This window comes from Conexibacter stalactiti, assembly GCF_033542075.1.
Classification (GTDB): Bacteria; Actinomycetota; Thermoleophilia; order Solirubrobacterales; family Solirubrobacteraceae; genus Conexibacter; species Conexibacter stalactiti.
Window position 1 is genome coordinate 1 of record NZ_JAWSTH010000078.1, and the last position, 25,133, is coordinate 25,133.

A 25,133-nucleotide genomic window follows, 5' to 3' on the forward strand; every position below is an offset into this window, starting at 1 on the left:
TCGTGCGTGGCGCGGCCGACGACGTTGCGCCGGACGGGCGCGCCGCGGCGGCCGCTCCCCCGCCGCGGGAGGGCGCCGCGGCGGGCGCGCTCCGCCTGCGCGGCGTGAAGACCTTCTGCTCCGGCGCCGGCGGGCTGCAGCGCGCGCTCGTGCTGGCGCGCCCAGAGGACGGCGAGGGCCCGCCGGTCGCCGCCTGGGTCGACCTGACGCGTCCCGGCGAGGTCGAGGTCGACGAGCAGTGGTTCGCCGGCGCGGGGATGCGCGCATCGGTCAGCCACCGCGTCGTCTTCCACGACGCGACCGTGCTGGCGCTCTTCGGTGGCCCCGGCGAGCTGGTCCGCCAACCGTGGTTCGGCCGCGACGCGCTGCGCACCGCGGCCAGCTGGGCCGGGATCGCCGACGCCGCCGCCGAGGCCGCGCTCGCGCAGCTGCGCGAGCGGCCCGGTCGCGGCGATCTGGAGGGCCTGGCCGCGGGCCGGATCCTCGCCGCGCGCGCCACGATCGACCTGTGGGTGGCGGAGTCCGCGGCGGCGATGGAGCGCGCCGCGGCGCAGGAGCCGGCGGACGCGTCAGGCGCCGCCGAGCGCGCCGCGCCGCAGGAACCGCCCGACGCGTCAGGCGCCGCAGCCGAGCTGGCGCGCGCCTCCGCGCTCGCCCGCCACGCGATCGCGGCCGCCGCGCGTGAACTGCTCGACGAGGCCGCGCGCGCCTGCGGCTCGCGCCCGTTCGCGACTGGCGGGCGGCTCGACCGCGCCCGCCGCGACCTCGAGCTGTTCCTGCTCCAGCACCGGCTCGACCCGATCGTCGCGCGCGCCGGCACGGCGGCGTTGGACGACGCTCGCCCCGCCCAGACCCCGCCCGCGCCGCCGACTCCCCCGGAGCCACGGTGAGCGGCCAGCCGATGACGCCGGCCGCCTTCGACGCGCTCTACCGCCGCGACCCGGACCCGTGGGGCTACCGCGAGCGCCCGTACGAGCGCGCCAAGTACGCCGACACGCTGCGCGCCTGCGGCCCCGGCCCGTTCGACGCCGCGCTGGAGCTGGGCGGCTCGATCGGCGAGTTCACCGCGCTGCTGACCCCGCGCTGCCGGCGGCTGCGCTCGCTCGACGCGAGCCCGGCCGCCGTCGAGCTGGCGCGCGAGCGACTGGCGGCGCTGCCCGCCGGATCACCGCGGGATCGTGTCCCTCAGAGGGACCCGAACCCGCACTCATCCGACGCGGTGGGCGGCGACGTGCATGCGCTGCTCGGCACGATCCCCGCCGACCTGCCGCACGACCGCTTCGACCTCGTCGTCGCCTCCGAGGTCCTGTACTACCTGCCGCAGGCCGAGTTCGACGCGACGCTCGTGGCGCTGCGCGAGCGGCTCGCGCCGGGCGGCCGGCTCGTCGCCGTCCACTACGTGCCGCCCGGTCCCGAGCGGCCGTTGACCGCCGCCGCCGTCCACGCCGCGCTGCGCGCGCAGCCGTGGCTGGCGAGCGTCGAGCGCAGCGACCGCGGCGACTACCTGCTCGACGTGCTGGAGTCCTTGCCGCGCCCGCCGCGCCCCGCCGTGCCGGACCCGCGCGAGGCCGACCGGTGAGCGACGCCGCCGCGCCCGTCGCCTGCGTCACCGTCCCGGCGCGCGACGAGGCGGAGCGGATCGGCGCCTGTCTGCGCGCGCTCGCCGCGCAGCGCGCGCCCGGCCCGGTCGAGGTCGTGCTGGTGCTCGACCGCTGCCGCGACGAGACCGCCGCCGTCGCCGCGACCACCGCGCGGAACCACGGGCTGCACCTGCACACGATCGACGGTCCCGGCCTCGGCCCGGGTCCGGCGCGCGCCGCCGGGATGGACGTCGCCGCGCGCCGGCTGATCGCCGCCGGCCGGCCGCACGCGCTGCTGGCCACGACCGACGCCGACACGCGCGTCGCGCCCGACTGGATCGCGCGTCAGCTCGCCCACCTCGCCACCGGCGCCCGTGCGATCGCCGGCTGGATCGAGCTCGACCCGGCCGAGGCGGCGCTGCTGCCGCCGGGCTTGCTCGCCCGCCGCCGTGCGCTCGCGCAGACGCGGCTCGCGCGCGTGCGCCGCCGCGAGCCGCGCGCCGAGCACCACCACTTCGGCGGGGCCTCGATCGGTGTGACGGCCGCGGTCTACGCCGCCGTCGGCGGGATCGAGCCGCGCCCGCTGCTGGAGGACGACGCCTTCGCCGAGCGGCTGCGCCGCCACGGCGTTCCGATCGTCCGTCCGCTCGACGTGCGCGTGACGACCTCTGCGCGCACCGACGGCCGCGCCGCCCGCGGCCTCGCGCGCGATCTCGCGACGCTCTGCGGCAGCGCCACCGCGCCCGAGCGCTGAGACGCGCGCCGCGCGCACCGCCGCGGCCCCGCCCGCCCCGAGCGCTGACGCGCCCTGTCACAGTCCTCCCCGGGCGGTCATGAAGAGGCAGATGGGGACGATCAGAGAGCAACGCGACGACGCGACGCTGCTGGCGGCGGCGGCCGCCGGGGACGGCGACGCCTTCACCGCCTTCTACACCCGCCACGCGCCCGCGGTCGCCTCCGTGCTGCTGCGCGAGACGCGCGACCGCGACCAGGCGGCCGACCTCGTCGCCGACGTCTTCGCGGTCGCGCTGCGGCGTGCGCCGCAGTACCGCGCCGAGCATCCGACCGCGCTGCCGTGGCTGTGCGGGATCGCGCGCAACAAGGCGCACGAGTCGCGTCGGCAGCGGCGCGGACAGGAGCGGATCCGTCAGCGGCTCGGCGGCAGCGCGACGCTCATCGCCGAGGACGACCTCGATCGCGTCGCCGAGCTGGCCGACCACGACGGCAGCGTCCTCGCGCTGCTCGACAGACTGCCCGACCCGCAGCGCGCCGCCGTCCACGCGCGCGTCGTCGAGGAGCGCGACTACGCCGACATCGCGCGCGAGCAGGGCAGCTCGGAGGCGGCGGTGCGCCAGCGCGTCAGCCGCGCGCTGACGTGGCTGCGGGCGCAGCTGACGGTCGCCACGGTCACGTTCGTCGGCCTCGTCGTCGCCGCGACGGCGGCGCTGACGCTGGTCGGCGGTAGCGAGCGGCCGGGCGGCGGCCCGAAGGACACGCTGCCGGCGCTGCTGGAGCAGCTGCGACGGCCGCCGCATGCCGACGACGCGCCGGCCGCGGTCGTCGAGCTGGCGCGCACGTGGGCGGCCGAGGACAAGGCGTGGGCGCCGGGCACGATCGATCCCGGTGCCGTGCGCCAGCTCGGCCGCGGCGCGGCCGGGATCCACCTGCACATCGCGCCCGTGACGGCGCCGGCGGGCACCCCGACGACGACCGCGGCGAGCGGGCCGACCAGCGGATACCTGATCCTCGCCGACGCGGCCGGCAGACCGCTGCGGCGGCCGTACGGGCTGAACGCGGCGATGCCCAACGACGCCTCCTTCATGCGCTACGACCTCAGCACCCCCGATGCGCCGCCGAGCGCTATGCGCTCGCTCCAGCTGCAGGTCGTCCCCGACGGCGTCGCGCGGCTCGACTACCGCTACGCGACAACGCGGAACCTGCTCTCCGGCCCGACCGAGCGCCGCAGCGTCGCCGTGCGCGGCAACGCCGCCGTGGTCGAGCTGCGCGGACGGCTCGCCCACGCTCCGCTGCTCGACATCACCGCCTACGACGCCGGCGGCGCCGTCGTCTCACGCACGCGGCCCTCGATCACCGACGGCGGCCCGGTCGACCCGCGCGCCGTCTGCCGCGATGTCGCGCTGCCGGCCGGCCCGACCCGCAGACCGCGGCTCACCCGCGACGCGACGGTGCGCGACCTCTGCGCCGCGTCGGGGCTGCCGCTGAGAGCCCACCGCGAGGCCGACGGAGAGCTGCTGCTGCGCTACCCGGGCGGGGTGATGGTGCAAGCCGACGCCGACGGCAAGGTCGGAGCACAGATCTGGGGCTCGGCCACCGGCCCCTTCCCGCCGAGGAACATGCTGATGTTCTCGCCCAGCTGGCCGCTGCAGCGCTGAGCTACGCGGTCGGCTGCGCCGACGCCGGCTCGATGTTCTGGTTGAAGTGGAAGAAGTTGTCGGGGTCGTAGGTCGCCTTGACGCGCGCGAGCCGGTCGTAGCTTTCGCCGAAGGCGGCGCGCACGCGGCCGCTGCCCTCGTCGCCGATGAAGTTGAGGTACACGCCGCCGCTGGCGAACCGCTTCAGGTCGGCCGAGGCGGCACGCGCCCAGCTGATGTGGGCGGCGTCGTCGGCCGCCTGCTCCCACAGCGCGAACGGGTGGCAGACCCAGGTCGCCTCCCGCTTGGCCATCGGCGTGCCCTCGCCGCCGTTGCGCGCGACCGCGCCGCCCCATGGGAAGAGGATCGCCTGGCAGGCCGACGGCACCGGCATCCGCTCGGAGTTCTCGACGAAGAGGTCGAGCGCCTCGTCGGGGAGCGCGTCGAGGTAGTCGCCGGTCCAGTAGTTCCGCAGCCCCGGCGGGTCGTCGATCATCGACTGGAACTGTGTGTACGGCATCGGCCCGACGAGGTCGACGGCCGGTCCCAGCGCGCGGAACGGCTCGGCCTGTGCGAGACCAGCGGCGTGGTCGTCGCCGGCCCACAGGAAGGCGAGCCCGCAGCACAGTCTGCCTCTCAGCGACTCGGGCACGAACGGCTCCGGCGGCCCGGTCAGGTAGACGACGGCGAGCGCCAGCTCCTCCGGCGCGCCGCCCTCGATCTCCGCCCGCAGCAGCTGCGTGACCTCGCTGCCGCGCTCGCCCGGCCACAGCATCAGCCCGGCGATCACCTCCGGCCCGACCGGGTGGAGGTCGAACTCGAACGCGGTCGCGACGCCGAAGTTGCCGCCGCCGCCGTGCAGCGCCCAGAACAGCTCCGGGTGCTCGTCGGCGCTGGCGCGCAGGTGCTCGCCGTCGGCGGTCACCAGCTCGACGGCGCGCAGGTTGTCGCAGGAGAGCCCGTGCTTGCGCTCCAGCCAGCCGGAGCCGCCGCCGAGCGTCAGCCCCGCGACGCCGGTCGTCGAGACGCGGCCGCCGGTCGTCGCCAGCCCGTGCTGCTGCGTGACGGCGTCGAACTCCCCCCACGTCACGCCGGCGCCGCAGCGCGCCGTGCGCGCCTGCGGATCGACGGTCACGCCCTTCAGCGCGCGCACGTCGATCACGAGGCCGTCCTCGACGGTCGAGCTGCCCGCGACCGAGTGGCCGCCGCTGCGGACCGCGGTCGGGATCCCGTGCGCGCGGCCGTGGGCGATCGCGGTGCGCACGTCGGTGACGTCCGTGCACTGCGCGATCGCCGCGGGGCGCACGTCAACCATCGCGTTGAAGAGGCTGCGGGCGTCGTCATAGCCCGCGTCGCCGGGACGCAGGAGGCGTCCCGCGAGTGCGCCGCGCAACTCCTGCAGCGCGCTGTCGCCGACCGTGCCGGTCATCACGGCTCTCCCTTCTGTAGATGCAGAGAGCGGCTGCAGACGAGCGTACGACCGCAACCCGGTGCGTTACAAGGGGAGCTGCGCGCCAGGTCAATCGCGCTCGCGCGCCTCCTCCCGCGCCTCGCGCGCCTCCTCCTGCTGCTCGATCCGCAGCTCCAGCCGCTCCTCGCGCGCCTCCAGCTCGGCGCTGCTGGTCGGCCCCAGCTTCGCCGTCACGACGACGATCGCGATCGCCACGATCGCAGCGGCGGCGAGCAGCGAGCCGATCACCTGACGGGCCATCAGACCGCCCCCAGGAACTGGCCGGCCGAGGTCGCCCAGGTCAGCGCCAGCAGCACGAAGACGGCGAGGCCGAGCGGCGGCAGCGCACGGCTGGAACCGCGCGTGACGCGCACGACGCAGACCTTGACGGCGAGCACGGCGAGCAGCGCGCTGCCGCTGACGACGTGCGCGGCGGTGTCGTCCTCCAGCTCGAACAGCGACAGGCAGACGAGCGCGACGACGACGAGCACGACCGCGAGCGCGTCGCCGACGGCGCGGTGCGAGAAGGAGGCGGCGCGCACGCCGAGGAAGCCCGGCCGCAGCTTTCCGTAGCCGACCGCGATCAGCAGCAGCTGGTAGCAGCCGAGCGCGAGCGCGACCGACGCCAGCACGACCTTCACCTCGGTCGGGTTGCCGCGCGTCAGCGTCTGCACGAGATCCTCCATGGCGGCGACGCTACCCGCGCCGCCGCCGCTTCAGCCGTCCGCCCCGCTTCAGCGCGTGCGCCGCGCGCCCGATCCCCATCTCACCTGACGACCGCCGTCTGCGGCGACCGTCTGCTGCCCGCCCCGTTGAGCGCCCCGCTCCAGCCGGTCGCGATGCAGCTGACCCGCCGCCCGCTCGCCGAGCGCGGCAGGCGCAGCCCATCAGGACCGCTGTGGCGCACGCTCTCGTCGCCGCCGGCTCTGAACACCCACAGCACCTTGATCCGCTCCGGTCTCGGCGACCAGCGCAGCTCGCAGCGCACCCGCGCGCCGACCCGCGCACGGCCGACCACGCGCGGGGTCCCGACCGGCCGCGGCAGCTCGACGCCGCTGGCGGGGTCGTCGATGAACCCGCGCAGCGCGGCGACGCTCGCATAGCCCGAGACGCGGTCGCGCAGCGGGCCGTCGGTCCCGGTCGAGGGGACGCCGAGCAGCTCCGGCCCGGCCGCGCCCTGCCGCACGAGCGTGCCGCCGGAGTCGCCCATCGCGACGACGCCGCTGCCCGGCCCCGCGGCCGGCCCGCCGCAGAGGAACCAGGCAGCCGTCGCGAGGTTCGACTCGTCGCACTGCGCCTGCGAGTAGAGCAGCATCCGCGCCCGCCGCAGCAGCGCCGGCTCTCTCGGCGGCAGTCTGACCCAGCTCGCGCGCCCGTAGCCGTAGGCGGTGACCGGCTCGCCGCCGGGCAGCTCGACCCCAGCGCTCGACAGCGGCAGGGCCGGCACGCCGAGGTCGGCGGTCGTCTCCAGCACCGCCACGTCGCCCGGCTCGCGCAGCGTCAGCAGCACGCCCTGGTCGCGGATCAGCGCCGTCACCCAGGCGCGCGCGATCGGGACGCGCCGCCCCGGTCTGGCGGCCGGGTCGTCGCTGCCGGTCATCACGACCGACTCGTGCAGGCGCGTGCCCTCGGTGCAGTGGCGGGCGGTCAGGACCTTGCGCGGACCGATCACCGTCGCGCTGCAGAAGTGACCGCTGCCATAGGCGCCGTCGGTTCTGTCCGGCGTCTGCAGCGAGACGGTCCAGGGCGCGTCGCCGGCGGCGATCCGCTCGCCGCCGACGATCGCGCCGGCGGGCGCGGGCAGCGCGCAGCAGAGCGCGACTGCACCCACCACGGTCGTCGCGATCCGTCCGCGCACCGCCCGGCCCTGCTCGTCGTCCTTCACTCGTCCATCCTCGATCGGGGTCGGCGTCGACCCCTCTCTGCCGGCAGGCGGCCGCCGATTACGGTGTGTCGCGAGCGCCGGCTGGTGCTAGACCTGATCGGATGACCGCCTCCTCGAATCCCACCCGCGTCGCGCTCGTGACCGGCGCCTCCGGCGGCATCGGCCGCGCCGTCGCGCAGCGGCTCGCCGCCGACGGCCAGGCCGTCGTCGCCGCCTACGCCGGCAACGCCGCGCCGGCCGAGCAGCTCGTCGCCGAGATCACGGCAGCCGGCGGGCAGGCGCTCGCGGCCGGCGGCGACGTCAGCGACCCGGCCGTCGCCGCCGCCCTCTTCGACACCGCCGAGCAGCGCTTCGGCGGCCTCGACGTCGTCGTCCACGCGGCCGGGATCATGCCGCTGCCGACGCCGCTGGCCGAGTTCGCGTGGGAGCAGGTCGAGCGCGTGATCCGCGTCAACACGCTCGGCACGCTCGCGATCGCCCAGCAGTCCGTGCGGCGGCTGCGCGCGGGCGGCGCGCTGATCACCTTCTCCTCCTCCGTGTTGGCGCTCGCCTTCCCCGGCTACGCGCCGTATGCCGCCTCCAAGGGCGCGGTCGAGGCGATCACGCCGATCCTCGCGCGCGAGCTGCGCGGCCGCGACGTGACCGTCAACACCGTCGCGCCCGGCCCGACCGCGACGCCGCTGTTCCTCGACGGCAAGGACGAGGCGACGATCGCGAGATTGGCGAGACAGGCGCCGCTGGAGCGGCTCGGCGAGCCCGGCGACATCGCCGAGGTCGTCTCCTTCCTCGCCGGCCCGGCGCGCTGGGTCAACGGCCAGCTGCTGCGCGCCAACGGCGGGATCGCCTGATGTCCGCCGAGCTGCCGGCGCCGGTGCGAGCGCTGCTCGACGCCGCGAACGCCAACGACCTCGGCGCCTTCCTCGCCGCCTTCGCCGCCGACGGCGTCGTCGACGACTGGGGCCGCGAGTTCCACGGCGCCGACGCGATCAGAACGTGGAGCGACGGCGAGTTCATCGGCGTCGAGGTGTCGCTGGAGGTGACCGACGTGGAGCAGCGCGGCGACGAGACCGTCGTGACGGCGCAGGTCGGCGGCAGAGGCTTCAACGGGCCGAGCCACTTCGCCTTCCGCGTCGCGGGCGATCGCGTCGCGCGCATGACGATCCGCGCCTGAGCGTCGCAACGTGCCGCAACGGTCCGCCGGTTCCATCGGGCGGTCGCGCGGTCTATGATGCCCGCCACGCGTGGCGGCGCGAGGAAGCCGGTGAGAGACCGGCGCGGTCGCGCCACTGTGTTCGGGTGAGTCTTCGCCCGAGAGCCAGACACTTCGCCGCCATGCGCAAACCACGTACGGGACGCGTGATCCCGAGGAGGCATCTGCACATGACCGAAGTGACCGTCGAGCGTGGCCCCGCTCGTATTCCGGCGCCCGTCGTCTCGCCCAGCGACCTGCTGCCGTGGGCCGTCGCCGTCAGCGTGCTGATGCTCGTGCTCGTCTACTTCGTCGGCAGCGAGCAGGGCCTGCTGTCCGTCTTCTCCGGCACCGGCGTCCACGAGTTCGTGCACGACGCGCGCCACCTGCTCGGCTTCCCCTGCCACTAGGGGTCCGCTGACATGGCACGCACCCTGCTCGTGCGGGGGCTGATCGCCGGCGCGTTCGCCGGTGTCTTGGCCTTCCTCTTCGCCTACGTCTTCGGCGAGCCCCAGGTCGACGCCGCGATCGCCTTCGAGGAGGCGCTCGCCGCCGCCTCCAACGCCCCGGCCGAGGCCGAGGTCGTCAGCCGCGACGTGCAGAGCACGCTCGGCCTGCTGACCGGCACCGTGATCATGGGCGTGGCGCTCGGCGCGGTCTTCGCGATCCTGTTCGCGTGGGCGTACGGCCGCGTCGGCGCGCTGCACGCGCGCGCGACCTCCGCGCTGCTGGCGCTCGGCGCCTTCATCGCGATCACGCTCGTGCCGTCGACGAAGTACCCGGCCAACCCGCCGACGGTCGGCAACCCCGACACGATCGACAGACGCACGCTGCTGTTCATCGCGATGATCGCGATCTCGGTGCTGGCGCTGATCGCCGCGTGGCGGCTGTTCCGTCAGCTCGCGCCGTCGCTCGGCAGCTGGAACGGCGCGATCGTCGCCGGGCTGGTGTTCGTCGTCGTGATCGCGGTCGCGGAGCTGATCCTGCCGGGCGTGCAGGAGACACCGAGAGCGTTCCCCGCCGACGTGCTGTGGCACTTCCGCATCACCTCGATCGGCATCAACGCCGTGCTGTGGGCCGGGATCGGCCTCGGCTTCGGCGCGCTCGCCGAGCGCGTCCTGGAGCCGACCGCCGCCCGCCGCGCCACGGTCACCGCCGGCGCCTGAGGGTCTGATGGCGGGAGCCGCCACGAGCGCTGCGCGCCCCGCCGTCGACCGCTGTCCCGGCGTCCTGCGGCTGCACGACGCCGGCGACGGCCGGCTGGCGCGCGTGCGCCTGCCCGGCGGCCGCCTCGACGCGCACGGCCTGCGCGCGCTGGCGGAGGCGACCGCGCTCGGCAACGGCCTCGCCGAGCTGACCTCGCGCGCGAGCGTCCAGGTGCGCGGCCTGCCGGCCGACGCGGCCGCCCCGCTCGCCCGTCTGCTCGCCGCCGGCGGCCTGCTTCCCTCCCCCGCCCACGACCGCGTCCGCAACGTGCTCGCGAGCCCGTTGCCCAACCTCGAGATCGACGCCATCGTCACCGCGTTCGACGAGGCGATCTGCGCCGATCCCGCGCTCGCCGCGCTGCCCGGCCGTTTTCTCTTCGCGATCGACGACGGCGCCGGCCTCGTCGACCTCTCGATCAGCGACGTGGCGTTGGTGGCGGAGGCGGACGCCGCGCCCGAGCCGGCCGCCGCGCCCGCGCCCCCCGCCCGCTTCCGCCTCCACCTCGCCGCCACCCCGACGAGCCTCACCGTCGCCCCGGCCGAGGCGGTCGCCCTCCTCGTCCGCGTCGCCCACGCCTTCCTCGCCCTCCGCGCCGCGACCGACCCCACCGCCTGGCACGTCGCCGACCTGCCGGGCGGGGCCGACGCGCTCGCCGCCGCGAACTCCGTGAAGTTGCTGGTCTCAGAGACCAGCAACTTCACGGAGTTCGGCCCCGGCACGCGCGCGCAAGCCGACGGCCGCTCGGCGATCACCGCTCTCCCGCCGTTGGCGCGGCTCGACACGGGCCAGCTCACCGCCCTGGCCGAGCTGCTCGACGCCCACCAACTCCCAGACCTGCGCGTCGCGACCAACCGCACGCTGACGATCCCCGACGTCGAGACCGCCGCGGCGCCCACCGTCGTCGGCGCGCTCGACCAGCTCGGTCTCGCGACCGCCGCCGAATCCGGCTGGCACGGGCTGACCGCCTGCTCCGGCGCCGGCGCCTGCCGCCGGGCGCTGATCGACGTGCGCGCCGCCGCCGCGGAGCGGGCGACCCGTCGCGGCCCCGACGCGCCCGCCGAGCACTGGTCGGCCTGCCCGCGCAGATGCGGCATGAAGCGCGACGTGGCGATCGGGATCGTCGCCGACGAGAGCACCCTCACGATCTTCCACGCCGGCCGCCCGATCGCCGAGGCCGCCGATCCCGAGCACGCGCTCGAACTGCTGAACGACGAAGGACCTGCCGCATGACGACGACCGACTACATCCGCGACGGTGCGGAGATCTACCGCAACTCGTTCGCGATCATCCGCGCCGAGGCCGACCTCAGCGGACTCGACCCGATCCTGTCGCGCACGGTCGTGCGGATGATCCACTCGTGCGGGATGGTCGACCTGCGCGCCGACGTCGCCGCCTCGCCCGGCTTCGGCGCCGCCGCCGAGGGCGCGCTCAGAGCCGGCGCCCCGATCTTCTGCGACACGATGATGGTCGCCTCCGGGATCACGCGGAAGCGGCTCCCGGCCGCCAACGACGTGCTCTGCACGCTCAACGACCCGGCGGTTCCGGGCCTCGCGAGCGACATCGGCACGACGCGCAGCGCCGCCGCGATGGAGCTGTGGCGCGAGCGGCTGGAGGGGTCGCTGGTCGTGATCGGCAACGCCCCGACCTCGCTCTTCCGCCTGCTGGAGCTGATCGAGGCCGGCGCGCCGCGCCCGGCGGCGGTGATCGGCGTCCCGGTCGGCTTCGTCGGCGCGGCCGAGTCGAAGGTCGCGCTCGCCGAGAGCGACCTCGGGCTGGAGCACCTCGTCGTCCACGGCCGCCGCGGCGGCAGCGCGATCGCGTGCGGGGCCGTCAACGCGCTCGCGAGCGAGCAGGAGTGAGCCGCGCATGAGCGAGTCCGCCAACACGCACGCCGCCCCTGCCAGAGGCCGCCTCTTCGGCGTCGGCGTCGGCCCCGGCGATCCGGAGCTGCTGACGCTCAAAGCGACGCGCGCGATCCACGACGCCGACGTGATCGCCTACCCCAGCGCCCGTCATGGCAAGTCGGTCGCGCGCCGGATCGCGGCGCCGTACCTGCGCGCCGACCATCTCGAGGTGCTGCTGAGATTCCCCGTCACGACCGAGCTGACCTCGCATCCGGGCGGCTACGAGGCGGCGCTGTTCGGCTTCTACGACGAGGCGTCGGAGGAGCTGGCCGTCCATCTCGACGCCGGCCGCGACGTCGCGATCCTGTGCGAGGGCGACCCGTTCTTCTACGGCTCCTACATGTACTTCCACGAGCGCCTCGCGCCGCGCTACGAGACGACCGTGATCCCCGCCGTGACGGCCTTCAGCGCCGCCGCCGCGGCCGCCGGCACGCCGCTGGTCAAGCGTGACGACGTCTTCATGGCGCTGCCCGGCACGCTGCCGCAGGAGCAGCTCGCGGAGCGGCTCGCGAGCGCCGACGCGGCGGTCGTGATGAAGCTCGGGCGGACCTTCCCGAAGGTCGTCGCGGCGGCCGCGGAGGCCGGAGTCGCGGAGCGCGGCGTCTACGTCGAGCGCGCGAGCGCGCCGGAGCAGCGGATCGAGGCGCTGGAAGAGGTCGAGGGCAGAGTGCCGTACATGTCGCTCGTGCTGATCCCGACGACCCAGGTTCACGAGAAGGCGGTCGCGGCCACGAGCGGCTCGGTCGCCGTCGTCGGGCTCGGCCCGGCCGGCCCGCAGTGGCTGACGCCGGAGGCGAAGGCGGAGCTGGCCGAAGCCGACGAGCTGGTCGGCTACAAGACCTACGTCGACCGCGTCCCCGGCCGCGTCGGGCAGAACCGCCACGCGACCGACAACCGGGTCGAGGGCGAGCGGGCGCGGCATGCGCTCGAGCTGGCCGCCGCCGGCAGACGGGTCGCGGTCGTCTCCTCCGGCGATCCCGGCATCTTCGCGATGGCCGCCGCCGTGATGGAGCAGCTGGAGGAAGGCGGGGCCGAGTTCCGCGGCGTCGACGTGCGCGTCGTGCCGGGACTGTCGGCGATGCAGGCGGCGGCGGCGCGTGCCGGCGCCCCGCTCGGCCACGACTTCTGCGTGCTGTCGCTCTCCGACGTGCTGAAGCCGTGGGAGGTGATCGAGCGCCGCCTCGACGCGATCGGCGCCGCCGACCTCGCGCTCGCGATCTACAACCCGCGCTCGAAGACCCGCCCGACGCAGCTGGAGGAGGCGCGCGCCGTGCTGCTGCGCCATCGCGCGCCGGCGACGCCCGTGGTGCTGGCGAGAGCGGTCGGCGCGCCGAGCGAGACGATCACGATCACGACGCTCGGCGAGTTCGACGCCGAGGCGGTCGACATGCGCACGCTGCTGCTCGTCGGCTCCTCGCAGACGCGCGTCTTCGGCGACGGCAACGGCGCCGGCCCGGCGCGCGTCTACACCCCGCGCCGCTACCCGGCGTGAGGCGGGGGCGCGCCGCCGCCGGTCGCGACGTGCGCGAGTGCCCACGCGTGCGCTTCGGCGACCGTCGCGACGGCGGCGTCGGCGCTGCGCGGCGGGCGGCGCACGACGATCACGGGCAGGCCGCGCTCGCGCGCGGCATCGAGCTTCGCCTCCGTCAGCGCGCCGCCGCTGTCCTTCGTGACGACGAGGTCGAGCGCGTGTCCGTCGATCAGCGCCAGCTCGCCTTGCAGGGTGTACGGGCCGCGGTCGAGCAGCAGCTCGTGGTCGCGCGGCAGCGGCGGGTCGGGGGGGTCGACGCAGCGGACGAGGAAGAAGGCGCCGTCGACCTCTGCGAACGCCGGCAGGCCCTGGCGGCCGGTCGTCAGCAGCACGCGCGCGCCGAGCGCGGGGATCAGCGCGGCGGCGCCGTCGAGGTCGTCGACCCACGTCCAGCGGTCGCCGGGACGCTCGCTCCAGCCCGGCCGCTCCAGCCGCAGCAGCGGGGTCGCGGCGCGCGCGGTCGCGGCGCGCGCGCTGGCGCTGATCCGCTCGGCGAAGGGATGGGTCGCGTCGATCACGGCGTCGATCGCGTTGGCGCCCAGCCACTCGGCCAATCTCTGCGGGCCGCCGAAGCCGCCGATCCGCACCTCGCCGACGGGCAGCCGCGGCCGTGCGACGCGCCCCGCCAGCGACGAGATCACCGCTACGTTGTCGCGATGGAGCGCAGCGGCCAGCTCGCGGGCCTCGCCGGTGCCGCCGAGGATCAGGATCGGCATGGTCGCCATCCGATCGAGCGCGATTGCCCCGTCGCAACGGCGATCCCGCACACAAGTCTCACCCTCGAGTCGAACGTGAGAGTTGGCTCGTGAGCGAGTCCGGAACCCCGCTCCGACGGGGATGGACGACCGGCGCCTGCGCAACCGCCGCGACGAAGGCCGCCTACGCCGCGCTGCTGACCGGCGCCTTCCCCGATCCGGTCTCGATCACGCTGCCCGGCGGCCAGCAGCCGGCCTTCGCGCTCGCGGTCGAGCGTGTCGCGGCCGACGGCGGTGCCGCCACGGCCGGGGTGATCAAGGACGCCGGCGACGACCCGGACGTGACGCACGGCGCACTCGTGCTCGCGACGGTTCGCGCCGGTGAGCCGGGGTCGGGCGTCGTCTTCCGCGCCGGCGCGGGGGTCGGGACGGTGACGCTGCCGGGGCTGCAGCTCGAGGTCGGCGAGCCGGCGATCAACCCGGTGCCGCGCAGACTGATGCGCGGGGTGGTCGCGCAACTGGCGGCCGAGCACGGCGTCGCCGGCGACGTGGTCGTGGAGATCGGCGTCGAGGGTGGCGAGGAGCTGGCGCAGAGAACGTGGAATCCCCGCCTGGGGATCATCGGCGGGCTGTCGATCCTCGGCACGACCGGCGTCGTGATCCCGTACTCGTGCTCGGCCTGGATCGCCTCGATCCGGCACGGGATCGACGTCGCGCGGGCGACGAGACAGCCGCACGCGATCGCCGCCACCGGCGACACCTCCGAGCGCGCGGCGCAGCGGCTCTACGAGCTGCCCGGCTCCGCGCTGCTCGACATGGGCGACTTCGCCGGCGCGACGCTCAAGCACCTCGCGCGCAACCCGGTGCCGCGCCTGACGCTCGCGGGCGGCTTCGCGAAGCTGTCGAAGCTCGCCGCCGGCCATCTCGACCTGCACTCGGCGCGCTCCCAGGTCGACCTCGACCGGCTCGCCGAGTGGACCGCTGAGGCCGGCGGCTCCGACGCGCTGGTCGCCGAGGTGCGTGGCGCGAACACGGCCTTGCACGCGCTGACGCTGACGCGCGCGGCCGGCGTGCCGCTGGCGCAGCGGGTCGCCGACGAGTCGCTGCGGCAGGTGGGCGAACTGCTCGGCGCGGCGCCGGTCGAGGCCGAGGTGCTGGTCGTCGACCGCGAGGGCGAGATCGTCGCGCGGGCCGGCCACCTCACGCCGGCCGAGTAGCGCCGCTTTCGCCCCGCCGCTCACGCCGGCCGCTCCCGTCGCTTCGCCCGCGCCACCCCTCACGCCGGCCGCTCCCGCCCCTTCGAGTAGAGGAAGCTCTCTCCCCCGCGCCCGCTCAGCGCCGGCCCGACGAGGATCGTCGCGGTGCGCTTGATGCCGGCCTCGGCGACCTGCGCGGCGATCGTCGCGAGCGTGCCGCGGAGGATCAGCTCGTCCGGCCAGCTCGCGCGCGCGACGACGGCGGCCGGGCAGTCGGCGCCGTAGTGCGGCTCGACGACCGCGACCAGCTCGTCCATCGCCTGCACGCCGAGGTGGAGGACGAGCGTGCTGCCGTGCGCGGCGAGCGCGGCGAGGTCCTCGCCGCCGGGCATCGCCGAGGCGCGTCTGCGATAGCGGGTGAGGATCACCGACTGCGCGACGCCGGGGAGGGTCAGCTCGCGTCTGAGCGCGGCGCTGGCGGCGGCGAACGCCGGCACGCCGGGGGTCATGTCCCAGTCGATCCCGAGCGCGTCGAGGCGGCGGGTCTGCTCACCGAGCGCGCTGTAGATCGACAGGTCGCCCGAGTGCAGCCGCGCGACGTCGTGGCCGTGCTCGTGCGCGTGCGTGAGCTCCGCGACGATCTCGTCCAGCTCGAGGTACTGGGTGTCGACGATCCGCGCGTCGGCTTGCGCATGTTCGAGCGCCTCCGGCGGCACGAGCGCGCCGGCGTAGAGCACCACCGGGCAGCTTGCGATCAACCGCGCGGCGCGCAGCGTCAGCAGGTCGGCGGCGCCCGGTCCGGCGCCGATGAAGTGGACGGTCATCGCTGCGGTTCCTCCTCCTTGCGCGCCTCCCACTGGACGACGGGCAGCTGCTGGCGCCAGCCGGTGAACGTCCCGACCGGCGCGGCGTGGGCGATCGCGATCTGCGTGAGCGTGCCGCCGTGCTCGGCGCGCGCGGCGAGCAGCCGCGCCTGGCTCTCCAGCGTGACGGCGTTGACGACGATCCGGCCGCCCGGGCGGACCGCGTGCCAGGCCGCTTCGAGCAGGCCGGGCGCGGTCACGCCGCCGCCGACGAAGACGGCGTCGGGCTGGGCGGTCACGGGGTCGACGGCGGCGTCGGCGAGCGACGCCGGCACGCGGCCGTGGACGACGTGGAGCTGCGGCACGCCGAGTCTCGCGGCGTTGGCGGCGATGCGGGCGGCGCGGGTCGCGTCCGCCTCGAAGGCGACGGCGCGGGCCGGCGCGGCGGGGACGCCGGCGGTCGCGCGCAGCCATTCGATCGCGATCGAGCCGTTGCCGGCGCCGATGTCCCACAACAGCTCGCCGGGCAGCGGCGCGAGCGCCGCCAGGGTGACAGCGCGGACGTGGCGCTTGGTGAGCTGGCCGTCGTGGTCGAAGGCGTCGTCGGGCAGCCCGGGGGTCGTCGGCAGCGGGTGCGCGCCGGGCGCGGGGCGCGGCTCGATCGCGAGCGCGTGCAGCGGGTCGACCGCTCTGTCGCCCCACGTGTCGGCGGTCGCCTCGTGAACCCGCTCGGCCGGCCCGCCGAGCTGTTCGAGCACGACGAAGCGGCTCGGCCCGAAGCCGCGCGCGGCGAGGATCGCCGCGATTCGCGCTGCCCCGTCGCGGCCGGTCGCGTAGACGACGAGCCGACGACCGGGCTGCAGCGCGCGGGCGACCAGCGCCGGCGCGCGCGCGACGGTGCTCAGCAGCTCGGTCTCGGCCGCCGGCCACCCGAGCCGCGCGCAGGCGAGCGCGAAGGCGGAGGGGTGCGGGATGACGTCGAGTCGTACCTCACCCGGCCCCGCGCCAGAGGACCGGACGTCTACTGCTGCTCTGCGGTAGTAGAGCTCCACTCCTCCCGCCGCATCGGCCGCGCCGGCCTCCACGCGCCGCGCGAGGCTGGCGCCGATCCCGTGCAGCATCGGGTCGCCGCTGGCGAGCACGGCGGCATCGCCGTGCCGGCCGTCGGCCAGCTCGTCGAGCAGCGGCTCCAGCGGCGAGGGCCAGGCGAGCCGGCGGGCGCCGGACGTGGTCGCGGCAGCGGGCAGCAGCTCCAACTGACGGGTCGAGCCGACGACCAGCGGCGCGGACGCGAGCGCGTCGCGGGCGTGGGCGCCGAGCCCGTCGTAGCCGTCGGCGCCGATCCCGACGACGGTCAGGCGGGCGGTCATCGCTCTGCGCTCCGGGGGTGGATCGGCGTCAGCGGTAGCGGCGCGGCCTGCGCAATCGCCGGCGCGCTTTGCGCAATCGCCGGCGCGCTTTGCGCAATCGCCGGCGCGCTTTGCGCAATCGCCGGCGCGGCCTGCGCGAATGCCGGCCCGAAATCCGCGCGGTCGGCGACTGCCCCGGCGAGCACCGCGCCGTAGACGGCATGGGCGATGTCGGCGCCGACCGCGGTCGCCGGCCCGGCGAACGGCTCGCCGCCGCCGGGCAGCGCGGCGATGCAGAAGGCGTCGGTCGCCGTCCCGGTCGCGTGGCAGTCCTCATTGGCGGCCGGGATCGCGGCGGCGGCGAGCGCCTGCGCCTTCGCCTCGGTCGCGGTCTGCGCCGCGCCCGCGAGCGCGGCGTCGTCGAGCGGCGCGTCGACGAGCACGAGCAGGTTGATCGTGCCGACCGTCGGGACCACCCGGGGTCGGGTGCCGGCGGCGGCCAGCGCGTGGCCGACCCCGACGGTCGCGAACACCTGCGCGACACCGCGACGCCGCTGCTCGCAGCGGGCGACGTCGACCGCGGTCAGCATCCCCACGAGCGGCCGCTCGCAGCCGAGCGCCGCGGCCCGCTCGGCGAGGTCAGCGGCCGGATCGAGCCGGTCGTAGTCGGCCGGCACGGTGCCGTTCAGCCAGCCATGCGCGAAGCCGATCCCGCCGCCCAGCACCGCCGAGGAGAGCACCCGCCGCGCGCCGCCGAAGGTGACGAGCAGTGAGCCAGGTGATTGGGTGACGCGGGTCGCGCCGCCCACGCGCGTCACGCTCCCACCGCCTCAGCCAGCGCCAGCGCCAAGCGCTCGTTCTCGTCCGGCGTGCGGGCGGTGAGCCGCAGGTGGCGGCCGTCGAGGCCGGGAAACGATGCGGCCTGCCGCACGGCGATCCGGCGCTCACGCAGCGCCGCGGCGACGGCCGCGCCGTCAGCGACCTCGACGAGGCAGTAGTTGGCGGCGGCGGGCCAGCTCCGCAGCCCGTCGATCGCCGCCAGGCGCCGCTGCAGATCTTCGCGCTCCACGCGCGTGCGCTCAGCGGCCGCGGCGAGCGCGTCGGGGCGAGCCGCGAGCGCGCTCAGCGCCGCGAGCGCGAGCGCGTTGACCGACCACGGCGGGCGCACTGCCCGCAGCCGCTCTGCGATCGCGGGCGGCGCGATCGCATAGCCGGCCCGCAGCCCGGGGATCGCGAGCGATTTCGTGAGGCTGCGCAGCACGATCACGTCGTCGAGCCGCTCGCCGGCGAGCGAGCCCGGTTCGCCGGGCACGAGGTCCATGAACGCCTCGTCGACCGCGATCACTCGCCCGGGTCGGCGCAGAGCGAGCAGCGCCGCCGCCGGGTCGAGCGTTCCGCTCGGCGACGCGGGGTTGCCGACGACGACGAGGTCGGCTGCCGCAGGCACCGCCGCGGGATCGAGCGCGAAGTCGCGCGCTGGATCTCGCAGCACCCGCACGACCTCGACGCCGTGCGCGCGCAGCGCGGCCTCGGCCTCGGTGAAGCCGGGGTGGACGCAGGCGGCCAGCCGCGGCCTGAGCGCCGCCGGCAGCAGCCACAGCGCCTGCGCCGCGCCGTTGGCCGGGACGATCTCCTCAGGCTCGCGGCCGTGCAGCGCCGCCAGCGCCGCGCAGGCCGCGCGCTCGTCCGGGTAGCGCGTCGCGTCGCCGTCGAGCGCTGCCTGCAACGCCTCGCGCAACCACGGCGGCGGTCCCTCGGCGCGCACGTTGACGGCATGGTCCGCATCGCCCGGCCGCACGGCCGTGTCGCCATGGGTGCGCAGGGCGGACAGGTCTGGCGCGGCCTGCGCAGATGCCGGCGCGGCTTGCGCAAGTGCGGGCGCAGCTTGCGCAGATCCCAGCGCGGCTTGCGCAGATGCCGGCGCGGCTTGCGCAGACGCATCCGCAAGCGTGAGCGGGCGGCCGGCGACGATCAGCTCGACGCGGTCGGCGGCTGCGGCGATCCGCTGCGTCGCGCTGCCGAGCAGGTCGAGCCAGGCGCGCGAGGTGCGGTCGGGCGGCAGCACCCCCTCGCCGGCCTGTTCGGCGACGACGATCACCGCGCCGCCCGCGGCGACGACCGTCGCGGCCGTCGAGACGAGCTGCTCGATCTGCCCGAGAATCGTCTCCTCAACCCCCGCGAGCCGCGTGGCTGATGGATCGTCGAAGGCGCCGGCGCGGTGAAGCGCCGTCGCGATCCATGGTCCGAGTCCGTCGACGAGGACGCAGCGAGCGCTCGGTTCGCCGACCGCGTCGGCGAGCCGCTCGCCGGCCTCAATCGTCTCCCATGTGCCCGGCCGGCGGGCGACGTGCGCGGCGATCCGCCCGCTCAACGAAGGATCGCTGCCGTCGGCGGTCGCGACGTAGCGGACGGGCAGGCCGGTCGCCGTCGCGATCGCCTCAGCGCGCGCGCTCTTGCCCGAGCGCGTGCCGCCGAGCAGCAGCGCGAACGTCACGCGACGCCCTCGCTGCCGACACGCGGGCCCGCAGCACCACGCGCAATGCCGCCCACGCGCACGCCCGCCGCACCCCGCCCAATGCCGCCCACGCGCACGCCCGCCGCACCCCGCGCGAGGCCGACCGCGCGCACGCCCGCCGCACCCCGCGCGAGGCCGACCGCGCTCACGCGCCCGCCTCGCCACCAGCGCGCACGCGCGCCGCCGCGTCAACGAATCCCCGCGCGACCTGGGGGAACGCCGCCCAGTGCACATGCAGATAGCTCGCCTGGACGGCGCCGCGCACGAAGCCCTCCGTGCGCTCGACGCCGCGAGCCGCGAGGGTCCACGCCGGCGCTGGAGCGTCGCCTTCCGCCTCGACCTGCGTGTAGTGGAACTCGTGGCCGCGGACGCGCTCGCCACGCGCCAGCCACGGCGTGGCGGTCGCAGCGGTCGCCTCGCGATAGCCGAGCGTCAGCCGTCTGCCCATCGCCGCGCGCAGCGGCAGGACGCCGCACATCGCGTGGCCGTCGAGCTCGGCGCCCAGATAGAGCAGCCCGCCGCACTCGGCCAGCAGCGGTCGCCCGGCGGCGGCATGGGCGGCGACCGCAGTGCGCAGCGGCGCGTTGGCGGCCAGCTCCGCGCCGAACACCTCCGGGAAGCCGCCGGCGAGCACGAGCGCGTCGCTCCCCGCCGGCAGCGCCTCGTCGCGCAGCGGGTCGAACGGCGCCAGCTCCGCCCCAGCCGCCTCCAGCAGCTCCAGGTTCTCGCGGTAGTGAAACGAGAAGGCCGGCCCCTGCGCGATCGCGACGCGGACGTGCGGGGCGGCTGCGCCGGCACGCGGCGCTTCCGCGTGCGGGCTCCACGCCTCCCCCGCCAGCTGCGGCGCGCTGCGCGCGAGCGTCAGCAGCGCGTCGAGGTCGGTCTGCCTCGCGATCGCGTCGGCCAGGACGGAGAGCGCGTCGCGTGTGCGCGGCTCGCGCTCGGCGACGGGCACGAGGCCGAGGTGACGTTCTGGCGCGGCGATCCGCTCGTCGCGTCGCAGCGTGCCGAGCACCGGGAGCCCGAGCGGCTCGACCGCCTCACGCAGCAGCTGCGCGTGGCCGTCGGAGCCGACGCGGTTGAAGATCACCCCGGCGACCTGGACGTCGGGGTCGAAGGTGCGGAAGCCGTGCACGATCGCGGCCGCCGAGCGTGCCATCGCCGAGCCGTCGACGACCAGCACGACCGGCGCGCGCAGCAGCTTCGAGACCTGCGCCGTCGAAGCCAGCTCGCCGCGGCCGGAGGCGCCGTCGAACAGCCCCATCACGCCCTCGACGATCGCGACGTCGGCGTCGCCGGCCCCGTGACGGAAGAGCGGCGCGATCAGCTCGGTCCCCGACAGGAAGGCGTCGAGGTTGCGGCCGGGCCGGCCGGCCGCGAGCGCGTGATAGCTCGGATCGATGTAGTCCGGCCCGACCTTGAACCCCTGCACGCGCAGCCCCCGTGCGCGCAGCGCACCGATCAGCCCACTGGCGACGGTCGTCTTGCCCGCGCCGGAGCTGGTGCCGGCGATCACCAGTCGCGGGATCACGCTGCCACCCGCTCCCGCTGCGCCAGCTCGACGACCGGCAGCCCCGCGACCGCGCGCTCGGTCAGGCGCGGCGCGACGTGCGCAGATCGCGGCGTGCCTTGCGCGCAGTCCGGCGCGCGCTGCGCACTCAATGGCGCGCCTTGCGCGAAGTCCGGCGCACGCTGCGCACTCGATGGCGCGCCTTGCGCAGACCACGTGAGGCATGGCACCGGCGCCGCGACGTGACGGCCGTCGGCGGGATCGCAGCCGTGATCGGGGCAGATGCGCAGCGTGCCGCCGGCGGCGCGCACCGTGGCGACGAGCGGCGCGATCAGGTCGCGGTCGGCTGCCTCGATCGCGATGACCTTCCCAGCCGCGTCCAGCTCGTGCGCGGCTTCATCCGGCGCGCCGACGTGCACGACGACCCGCGCGGCGCCGTCGGCGATCGCGTCGATGGCCGCCCGCGCCTTCGCCGCGAGATCGCTGCCGGGCTGTCCGGTCGCGCCGGGCGGCGTCACGACACGCGCGCCCATCAGCCGCGCGATCCCGGCTGCCGCGCCTGGCGCCGCGATGACGACGGTGTCGGCGCCGAGCAGTCGCGGCGGCACGACGCCCTGAGGCCACGCGTGCAGCGTCAGCCCCGCGAGCGCCGGCAGCGTCGGCAGCGGCGCCGAACCGACGACGAGCAGCCGGTGCCCACCGAGCGCGTGGACGGCGAACCGCGGCGACGCACCTCGCCCGCCGCACACCTCACGCACCGCGCCGATGCCGGCGTCGGCGTCGGTCCCGGCGTCGGCGGACGCGCGCGCCTCACGCACCGCGCCAGCGTCGGCGCGCGCCAGCACCTCGCCCACTGACTCACGCACCGCGCCGGCGTCGGCCCGCGCGCCATCGAGAGCCACGCGCACATCGACCCGCCAGGCTCGGCAGCCGGCGGGAACCTCGATCCCGCGGGCGGCCGCCTCGATGGCACCGCGGTCGACCGGCGCCGGCGGCACCCAGCCGAGCAGCGCCGGGATCGCGTGCTCCGAGCCGGCTTCCAGCCACGGCGCGACCGTCCGCACACGCGTCAGCGTCCCGGCAGCGCAGAGCGCGTCGAGCGCCGGCGTCGCCGCCCGCTCAAGGCTCGTCGGCTCGGAGCCGAGGGGCTCAGAGCCGAGCGGCCCGGCCCCGAGCGCCCCGGCCCCGAGCGGCTCGCTCGCGCCATCGAGGATCACGAGCACCTCGGGGCCACCGCGCCGTGCGCCCGGCGTTCTCACCACTCGATCCCCTGCTGGGCGCGGATGCCCTGGTCCATCGGGTGTTTGACCTTCGTCACCTCGGAGACGAGGTCGGCCAGCTCGATCAGCTCCGGCGCGGCGTCGCGGCCGGTGATGATCACGTGCTGGAAGCCCGGCCGCGCGCGCAGCGTCTCCACGACGTCCGCCACGTCGATCCAGCCCCATTTGATCGGGTACGTGATCTCGTCCAGCAGCAGGAACTCGTAGCGCTCCTCGGCGATCGCGCGCTTGACCTCCGCCCAGCCCTCGCGCGCGAGGTCGGCCGACTCGTCGAGGTCTCTCGACAGCCACGACCAGCCGTCGCCCATCTTCTCCCAGTCGATCCCGCCGAGCGCCGCGGCCGCTCTCGCCTCGCCGACCTTCCACTTACCCGACTTGACGAACTGGAAGACGCCGCATCTGTATCCGCGCGCCCAGGCGCGCAGCAGCATCCCGAACGCCGCCGTCGACTTGCCCTTGCCGTGTCCGGTGTAGACGGCGACGAGCGCTCTGTCGCGCGGCTTGCGCCGCTTCGGCTCCGCGCTGCCGCGGTCGCCGGGGCGGTGCGGAACGTCGACCTCGTCGCCGCCGTGCTTGGCGAGCGGGCTCGTCGCCTCGGTCTCGACTTCGGGTTCGGTCATGCGGCGCTCCTGCGAGTTCTGGTGACGGGTGGTGGCGCGAGCCGGTGCAGCTGCCCGCCGGCCGCGAGCGCGACGCGCCCGGCCAGCCCGAGCCGCACGTGGCCCTCCTCGGTGTCGACGACGTGCACGGCGCTCGCCGCGGCCCCGAGCGCGCGCGCCGCGAGCGGCACCGCGCCGTGGGGATCCTGCACGCGGCCGTCGGTCAGCACGACCGCGACGGCACGCCGCGACGGGTCGCGCACCGCCTCGCGGCCGATCAGCAGCGCCGCCTCGCGCAGGCCCTCGGCCAGCGGCGTGCGGCCGCCGGTCGGCAGCGCGCGGATCGCCGCACCGGCCTGCTCCAGCGGCGCGCCCGGTCTGACGAGCAGCTCGGCATGCGCGTCACGGAAGGCGATCACGGCGACGCGGTCACGCCGCGCGTAGGCGTCGCGCAGCAACTCCAACAGCGCACCCTTCACCTTCGCCAGCCGCTGCCGCGCCCCCATCGACCCGCTCGCGTCGACCACCAGACAGAGCAGCACCGCCTCCCTCCCCGCCCGCACATGCTCGTGGAGCGGGATGAGTGGCGCTTTGTTCATCCCATGGCTGAACAAAGCGCCACTCATCGGCGAAGTGAGCCGCGCGCGCAGGGTCGCGACGATCGCGAGGTCTTCAGCGCCCGGGCGCGCCGGCCGCGCGTCGATCGCGCCGACGCCCGCACCGGCGCCGCGCGCGCGGCGACCGGCCGGCCCGCGGCCGCGCCCGTCCAGCGTCAGCGCGGCGATCGGCAACGTCGCCGGTGCCGGCGGATCGCGTCGCTCGCGGGCGCGGGCGGTCGGGGAGAACGAACCCTCCGCGCCCGGAGCGGAGGCGGAGCCGCTGCGATCGCCGGCTCCTCCCCCCTCCCCAGATGAGCCGTTGGAACTGCTGCTGCGCTCCGGCGGTGCGGGCGGAGGAGGAGCTCCCCCACCCGGCGGATCCGGCTCGGGCTCTCCATCTCCCGGCTCCCCATCGAGCGCCCGCTGAAGCTGCTCCTCCTCGGAGGCAGCGCCCCCGCCAGAGCCGAGCGGATCTCTGTGGCGCCGGTGCGCGAGCGCCAGCGCGGCGGCGCGGCGGACGTGCGCTTCGGTCACCTCGTCGGCGCCCTCCAGCGCGGCGAGCGCCTGCGCGGCGCGGGCGCAGACGATGTCGCCGCGGACGCCGTCGATCTCCAGCTCCGCACAGGCGCCGGTGATCCGCAGCAGCTCGCGCTCGGGCAGGCGCACGCTCGGCAGCAGTGCGCGGGCGGCGGCGATGCGCGCGGCGAGCGTCGCCTCCTCGCCGGCGAAGCGCGCCGCGAAGCCCGCCGGGTCGCGCTCGAAGGCGAGCCGGCGGCGGACGATCTCGGCGCGCACGATCCGGTCGCGCGGCGCTCGCACCTCGACGCCGAGGCCGAAGCGGTCGAGCAGCTGCGGGCGCAGCTCGCCCTCCTCGACGTTCATCGTGCCGACGAGCAGGAAGCGCGCGGCGTGCGCGGCGCTGACCGCCTCGCGCTCGACCCGCGCGACGCCCGACGCGGCCGCGTCGAGCAGCGCGTCGACGAGGTGGTCGGGCAGCAGGTTGACCTCGTCGACATAGAGGATCCCGCGGTGCGCGCGCGCCAGCAGGCCGGCCTCGAACGCCTGCTCGCCGGCAAGCGCGCGACCGAGGTCCAAAGCGCCCACCAGCCGGTCGAGCGTCGCCCCCAGCGGCAGCTCGACCAGGGGCGCCGGCCGCTCCTCGATCGCCGCGTCGGCCGGCACGACGCCGCCGGGAGCCGCCTCACCCGGCCCGAACGCGAACGGCTGACCAGCCGCGACGTGGACCGGCGGCAACAGCGGCGCGAGCGCGCGCACCGCCGTCGACTTCGCCGTCCCGCGCTCGCCGCGCACCAGCACGCCGCCGACGTCGGGCGCGACCGCGTTGACGAGCAGCGCCTCGATCAGCGCCTCCTGGCCGACGAGCGCGCTCAGCGGGAAGGCGTGCGCGCTCACGGCGCGGCCTCCGCAACGCGCGGCGCACCTGACACAAAGCGCGGCGCACCTGACGCA

24 protein-coding genes and 1 pseudogene are annotated in these 25,133 nt (G+C 76.1%); 12 read left to right on the top strand and 13 right to left on the bottom strand.

Annotated features, from left to right (window positions below; all coding sequences use genetic code 11):
* The 4 genes and pseudogenes from R7226_RS22800 to R7226_RS22815 form a co-directional block, all read left to right on the top strand.
* Nucleotides 1-890, top strand: a pseudogene (locus tag R7226_RS22800) (hypothetical protein); the annotation flags it as partial.
* On the top strand, nt 887-1,579 hold the full coding sequence (locus R7226_RS22805; RefSeq protein WP_318599656.1) for a methyltransferase: 693 nt from the start codon (nt 887-889) through the stop codon (nt 1,577-1,579). The pseudogene R7226_RS22800 and the gene R7226_RS22805, both read left to right, overlap by 4 nt.
* Nucleotides 1,576-2,334, top strand: a complete 759-nt coding sequence (locus R7226_RS22810; RefSeq protein WP_318599657.1) for a glycosyltransferase — start codon at nt 1,576-1,578, stop codon at nt 2,332-2,334. The genes R7226_RS22805 and R7226_RS22810 overlap by 4 nt, the downstream gene beginning before the upstream one ends.
* A gap of 91 nt (nt 2,335-2,425) precedes the next feature.
* Nucleotides 2,426-3,973 (top strand): RNA polymerase sigma factor, encoded by a 1,548-nt coding sequence (locus R7226_RS22815; protein ID WP_318599658.1) that lies wholly within the window; start codon nt 2,426-2,428, stop codon nt 3,971-3,973.
* A 1-nt stretch (nt 3,974) separates the two neighbouring features.
* Here the strand turns inward: R7226_RS22815 and R7226_RS22820 are convergent, their stop codons facing one another.
* The 4 genes from R7226_RS22820 to R7226_RS22835 all read right to left on the bottom strand — a co-directional run bounded on the left by R7226_RS22820 (nt 3,975) and on the right by R7226_RS22835 (nt 7,287).
* Nucleotides 3,975-5,381 carry an FAD-binding oxidoreductase gene (locus tag R7226_RS22820; protein WP_318599659.1) on the bottom strand — a complete coding sequence of 469 codons (1,407 nt, stop codon included), beginning with the start codon at nt 5,379-5,381 and terminating at the stop codon, nt 3,975-3,977.
* A gap of 90 nt (nt 5,382-5,471) precedes the next feature.
* Nucleotides 5,472-5,663: a hypothetical protein gene (locus R7226_RS22825; RefSeq protein WP_318599660.1), complete on the bottom strand. Its 192-nt coding sequence runs from the start codon at nt 5,661-5,663 to the stop codon at nt 5,472-5,474.
* Nucleotides 5,663-6,088 (bottom strand): DUF6529 family protein, encoded by a 426-nt coding sequence (locus R7226_RS22830; RefSeq protein WP_318599661.1) that lies wholly within the window; start codon nt 6,086-6,088, stop codon nt 5,663-5,665. The genes R7226_RS22825 and R7226_RS22830 overlap by 1 nt, the downstream gene beginning before the upstream one ends.
* Before the next feature lie 80 nt (nt 6,089-6,168).
* On the bottom strand, nt 6,169-7,287 hold the full coding sequence (locus R7226_RS22835) for a S1 family peptidase (protein WP_318599662.1): 1,119 nt from the start codon (nt 7,285-7,287) through the stop codon (nt 6,169-6,171).
* Nucleotides 7,288-7,388: 101 nt separating this feature from the next.
* Between R7226_RS22835 and R7226_RS22840 the strand changes: the two genes are divergently transcribed.
* The 7 genes from R7226_RS22840 (at nt 7,389) to R7226_RS22870 (ending at nt 13,078) form a co-directional block, all read left to right on the top strand.
* Complete coding sequence (locus tag R7226_RS22840; RefSeq protein ID WP_318599663.1) at nt 7,389-8,135, top strand: SDR family oxidoreductase; 747 nt, start codon at nt 7,389-7,391, stop codon at nt 8,133-8,135.
* Nucleotides 8,135-8,458 carry a nuclear transport factor 2 family protein gene (locus R7226_RS22845; protein WP_318599664.1) on the top strand — a complete coding sequence of 108 codons (324 nt, stop codon included), beginning with the start codon at nt 8,135-8,137 and terminating at the stop codon, nt 8,456-8,458. Before R7226_RS22840 ends, R7226_RS22845 begins: the two co-directional genes overlap by 1 nt.
* Nucleotides 8,459-8,667: 209 nt before the next feature.
* Nucleotides 8,668-8,886 carry a CbtB domain-containing protein gene (locus R7226_RS22850; protein ID WP_318599665.1) on the top strand — a complete coding sequence of 73 codons (219 nt, stop codon included), beginning with the start codon at nt 8,668-8,670 and terminating at the stop codon, nt 8,884-8,886.
* A 12-nt stretch (nt 8,887-8,898) separates the two neighbouring features.
* Nucleotides 8,899-9,642: a CbtA family protein gene (locus R7226_RS22855; protein ID WP_318599666.1), complete on the top strand. Its 744-nt coding sequence runs from the start codon at nt 8,899-8,901 to the stop codon at nt 9,640-9,642.
* 7 nt (nt 9,643-9,649) lie between these two features.
* Entirely contained in the window at nt 9,650-10,912 is a 1,263-nt protein-coding gene (locus R7226_RS22860) for a hypothetical protein (RefSeq protein ID WP_318599667.1), read from the top strand.
* Nucleotides 10,909-11,541, top strand: coding sequence for a precorrin-8X methylmutase (locus tag R7226_RS22865; protein WP_318599668.1), 633 nt, complete (start codon nt 10,909-10,911; stop codon nt 11,539-11,541). The genes R7226_RS22860 and R7226_RS22865 overlap by 4 nt, the downstream gene beginning before the upstream one ends.
* Before the next feature lie 7 nt (nt 11,542-11,548).
* Nucleotides 11,549-13,078: a precorrin-2 C(20)-methyltransferase gene (locus tag R7226_RS22870; RefSeq protein WP_318599669.1), complete on the top strand. Its 1,530-nt coding sequence runs from the start codon at nt 11,549-11,551 to the stop codon at nt 13,076-13,078.
* On the opposite strand, the gene R7226_RS22875 is transcribed toward R7226_RS22870, so the two are convergent.
* Nucleotides 13,066-13,833 (bottom strand): cobalt-precorrin-6A reductase, encoded by a 768-nt coding sequence (locus tag R7226_RS22875; protein ID WP_318599670.1) that lies wholly within the window; start codon nt 13,831-13,833, stop codon nt 13,066-13,068. The two genes, R7226_RS22870 and R7226_RS22875, sit on opposite strands and share 13 nt — an antisense overlap.
* Nucleotides 13,834-13,922: 89 nt before the next feature.
* Between R7226_RS22875 and R7226_RS22880 the strand changes: the two genes are divergently transcribed.
* On the top strand, nt 13,923-15,029 hold the full coding sequence (locus tag R7226_RS22880) for a cobalt-precorrin-5B (C(1))-methyltransferase (RefSeq protein ID WP_318599671.1): 1,107 nt from the start codon (nt 13,923-13,925) through the stop codon (nt 15,027-15,029).
* A gap of 59 nt (nt 15,030-15,088) precedes the next feature.
* On the opposite strand, the gene cobM is transcribed toward R7226_RS22880, so the two are convergent.
* The 8 genes from cobM to R7226_RS22920 form a co-directional block, all read right to left on the bottom strand.
* The gene (cobM, locus tag R7226_RS22885) at nt 15,089-15,832 is read right to left on the bottom strand and encodes a precorrin-4 C(11)-methyltransferase (protein ID WP_318599672.1); all 744 of its coding nucleotides are present in this window, start codon (nt 15,830-15,832) and stop codon (nt 15,089-15,091) included.
* Nucleotides 15,829-17,181, bottom strand: a complete 1,353-nt coding sequence (gene cbiT, locus R7226_RS22890) for a precorrin-6Y C5,15-methyltransferase (decarboxylating) subunit CbiT (protein ID WP_318599673.1) — start codon at nt 17,179-17,181, stop codon at nt 15,829-15,831. Before cbiT ends, cobM begins: the two co-directional genes overlap by 4 nt.
* Nucleotides 17,178-17,969 carry an adenosylcobinamide amidohydrolase gene (locus tag R7226_RS22895; RefSeq protein WP_318599674.1) on the bottom strand — a complete coding sequence of 264 codons (792 nt, stop codon included), beginning with the start codon at nt 17,967-17,969 and terminating at the stop codon, nt 17,178-17,180. The genes cbiT and R7226_RS22895 overlap by 4 nt, the downstream gene beginning before the upstream one ends.
* Before the next feature lie 5 nt (nt 17,970-17,974).
* Nucleotides 17,975-19,654 carry a bifunctional adenosylcobinamide kinase/adenosylcobinamide-phosphate guanylyltransferase gene (locus R7226_RS22900; RefSeq protein WP_318599675.1) on the bottom strand — a complete coding sequence of 560 codons (1,680 nt, stop codon included), beginning with the start codon at nt 19,652-19,654 and terminating at the stop codon, nt 17,975-17,977.
* A 166-nt stretch (nt 19,655-19,820) separates the two neighbouring features.
* Nucleotides 19,821-21,206, bottom strand: coding sequence for a cobyrinate a,c-diamide synthase (locus tag R7226_RS22905; RefSeq protein ID WP_318599676.1), 1,386 nt, complete (start codon nt 21,204-21,206; stop codon nt 19,821-19,823).
* The gene (locus R7226_RS22910) at nt 21,203-22,444 is read right to left on the bottom strand and encodes an alkaline phosphatase family protein (protein WP_318599677.1); all 1,242 of its coding nucleotides are present in this window, start codon (nt 22,442-22,444) and stop codon (nt 21,203-21,205) included. Before R7226_RS22910 ends, R7226_RS22905 begins: the two co-directional genes overlap by 4 nt.
* Nucleotides 22,441-23,085 (bottom strand): cob(I)yrinic acid a,c-diamide adenosyltransferase, encoded by a 645-nt coding sequence (cobO, locus tag R7226_RS22915; protein ID WP_318599678.1) that lies wholly within the window; start codon nt 23,083-23,085, stop codon nt 22,441-22,443. Before cobO ends, R7226_RS22910 begins: the two co-directional genes overlap by 4 nt.
* A complete protein-coding gene (locus R7226_RS22920) occupies nt 23,082-25,076 on the bottom strand; it encodes a VWA domain-containing protein (RefSeq protein ID WP_318599679.1) in 1,995 nt (664 codons plus the stop codon). The genes cobO and R7226_RS22920 overlap by 4 nt, the downstream gene beginning before the upstream one ends.
* Nucleotides 25,077-25,133: the final 57 nt, after the last annotated feature.

Bases quoted from the DNA above. Each gene is read 5' to 3' on its own strand.
- R7226_RS22830 (WP_318599661.1), bottom strand. From the start codon at position 6,088: ATGGAGGATCTCGTGCAGACGCTGACGCGCGGCAACCCGACCGAGGTG.
- R7226_RS22855 (WP_318599666.1), top strand. From the start codon at position 8,899: ATGGCACGCACCCTGCTCGTGCGGGGGCTGATCGCCGGCGCGTTCGCC.
- R7226_RS22865 (WP_318599668.1), top strand. From the start codon at position 10,909: ATGACGACGACCGACTACATCCGCGACGGTGCGGAGATCTACCGCAAC.
- R7226_RS22840 (WP_318599663.1), top strand. From the start codon at position 7,389: ATGACCGCCTCCTCGAATCCCACCCGCGTCGCGCTCGTGACCGGCGCC.
- cobO (WP_318599678.1), bottom strand. From the start codon at position 23,085: ATGACCGAACCCGAAGTCGAGACCGAGGCGACGAGCCCGCTCGCCAAG.
- cobM (WP_318599672.1), bottom strand. From the start codon at position 15,832: ATGACCGTCCACTTCATCGGCGCCGGACCGGGCGCCGCCGACCTGCTG.
- R7226_RS22860 (WP_318599667.1), top strand. From the start codon at position 9,650: ATGGCGGGAGCCGCCACGAGCGCTGCGCGCCCCGCCGTCGACCGCTGT.
- R7226_RS22850 (WP_318599665.1), top strand. From the start codon at position 8,668: ATGACCGAAGTGACCGTCGAGCGTGGCCCCGCTCGTATTCCGGCGCCC.
- R7226_RS22875 (WP_318599670.1), bottom strand. From the start codon at position 13,833: ATGCCGATCCTGATCCTCGGCGGCACCGGCGAGGCCCGCGAGCTGGCC.
- cbiT (WP_318599673.1), bottom strand. From the start codon at position 17,181: ATGACCGCCCGCCTGACCGTCGTCGGGATCGGCGCCGACGGCTACGAC.
- R7226_RS22820 (WP_318599659.1), bottom strand. From the start codon at position 5,381: ATGACCGGCACGGTCGGCGACAGCGCGCTGCAGGAGTTGCGCGGCGCA.
- R7226_RS22825 (WP_318599660.1), bottom strand. From the start codon at position 5,663: ATGGCCCGTCAGGTGATCGGCTCGCTGCTCGCCGCCGCTGCGATCGTG.
- R7226_RS22845 (WP_318599664.1), top strand. From the start codon at position 8,135: ATGTCCGCCGAGCTGCCGGCGCCGGTGCGAGCGCTGCTCGACGCCGCG.
- R7226_RS22815 (WP_318599658.1), top strand. From the start codon at position 2,426: ATGGGGACGATCAGAGAGCAACGCGACGACGCGACGCTGCTGGCGGCG.
- R7226_RS22870 (WP_318599669.1), top strand. From the start codon at position 11,549: ATGAGCGAGTCCGCCAACACGCACGCCGCCCCTGCCAGAGGCCGCCTC.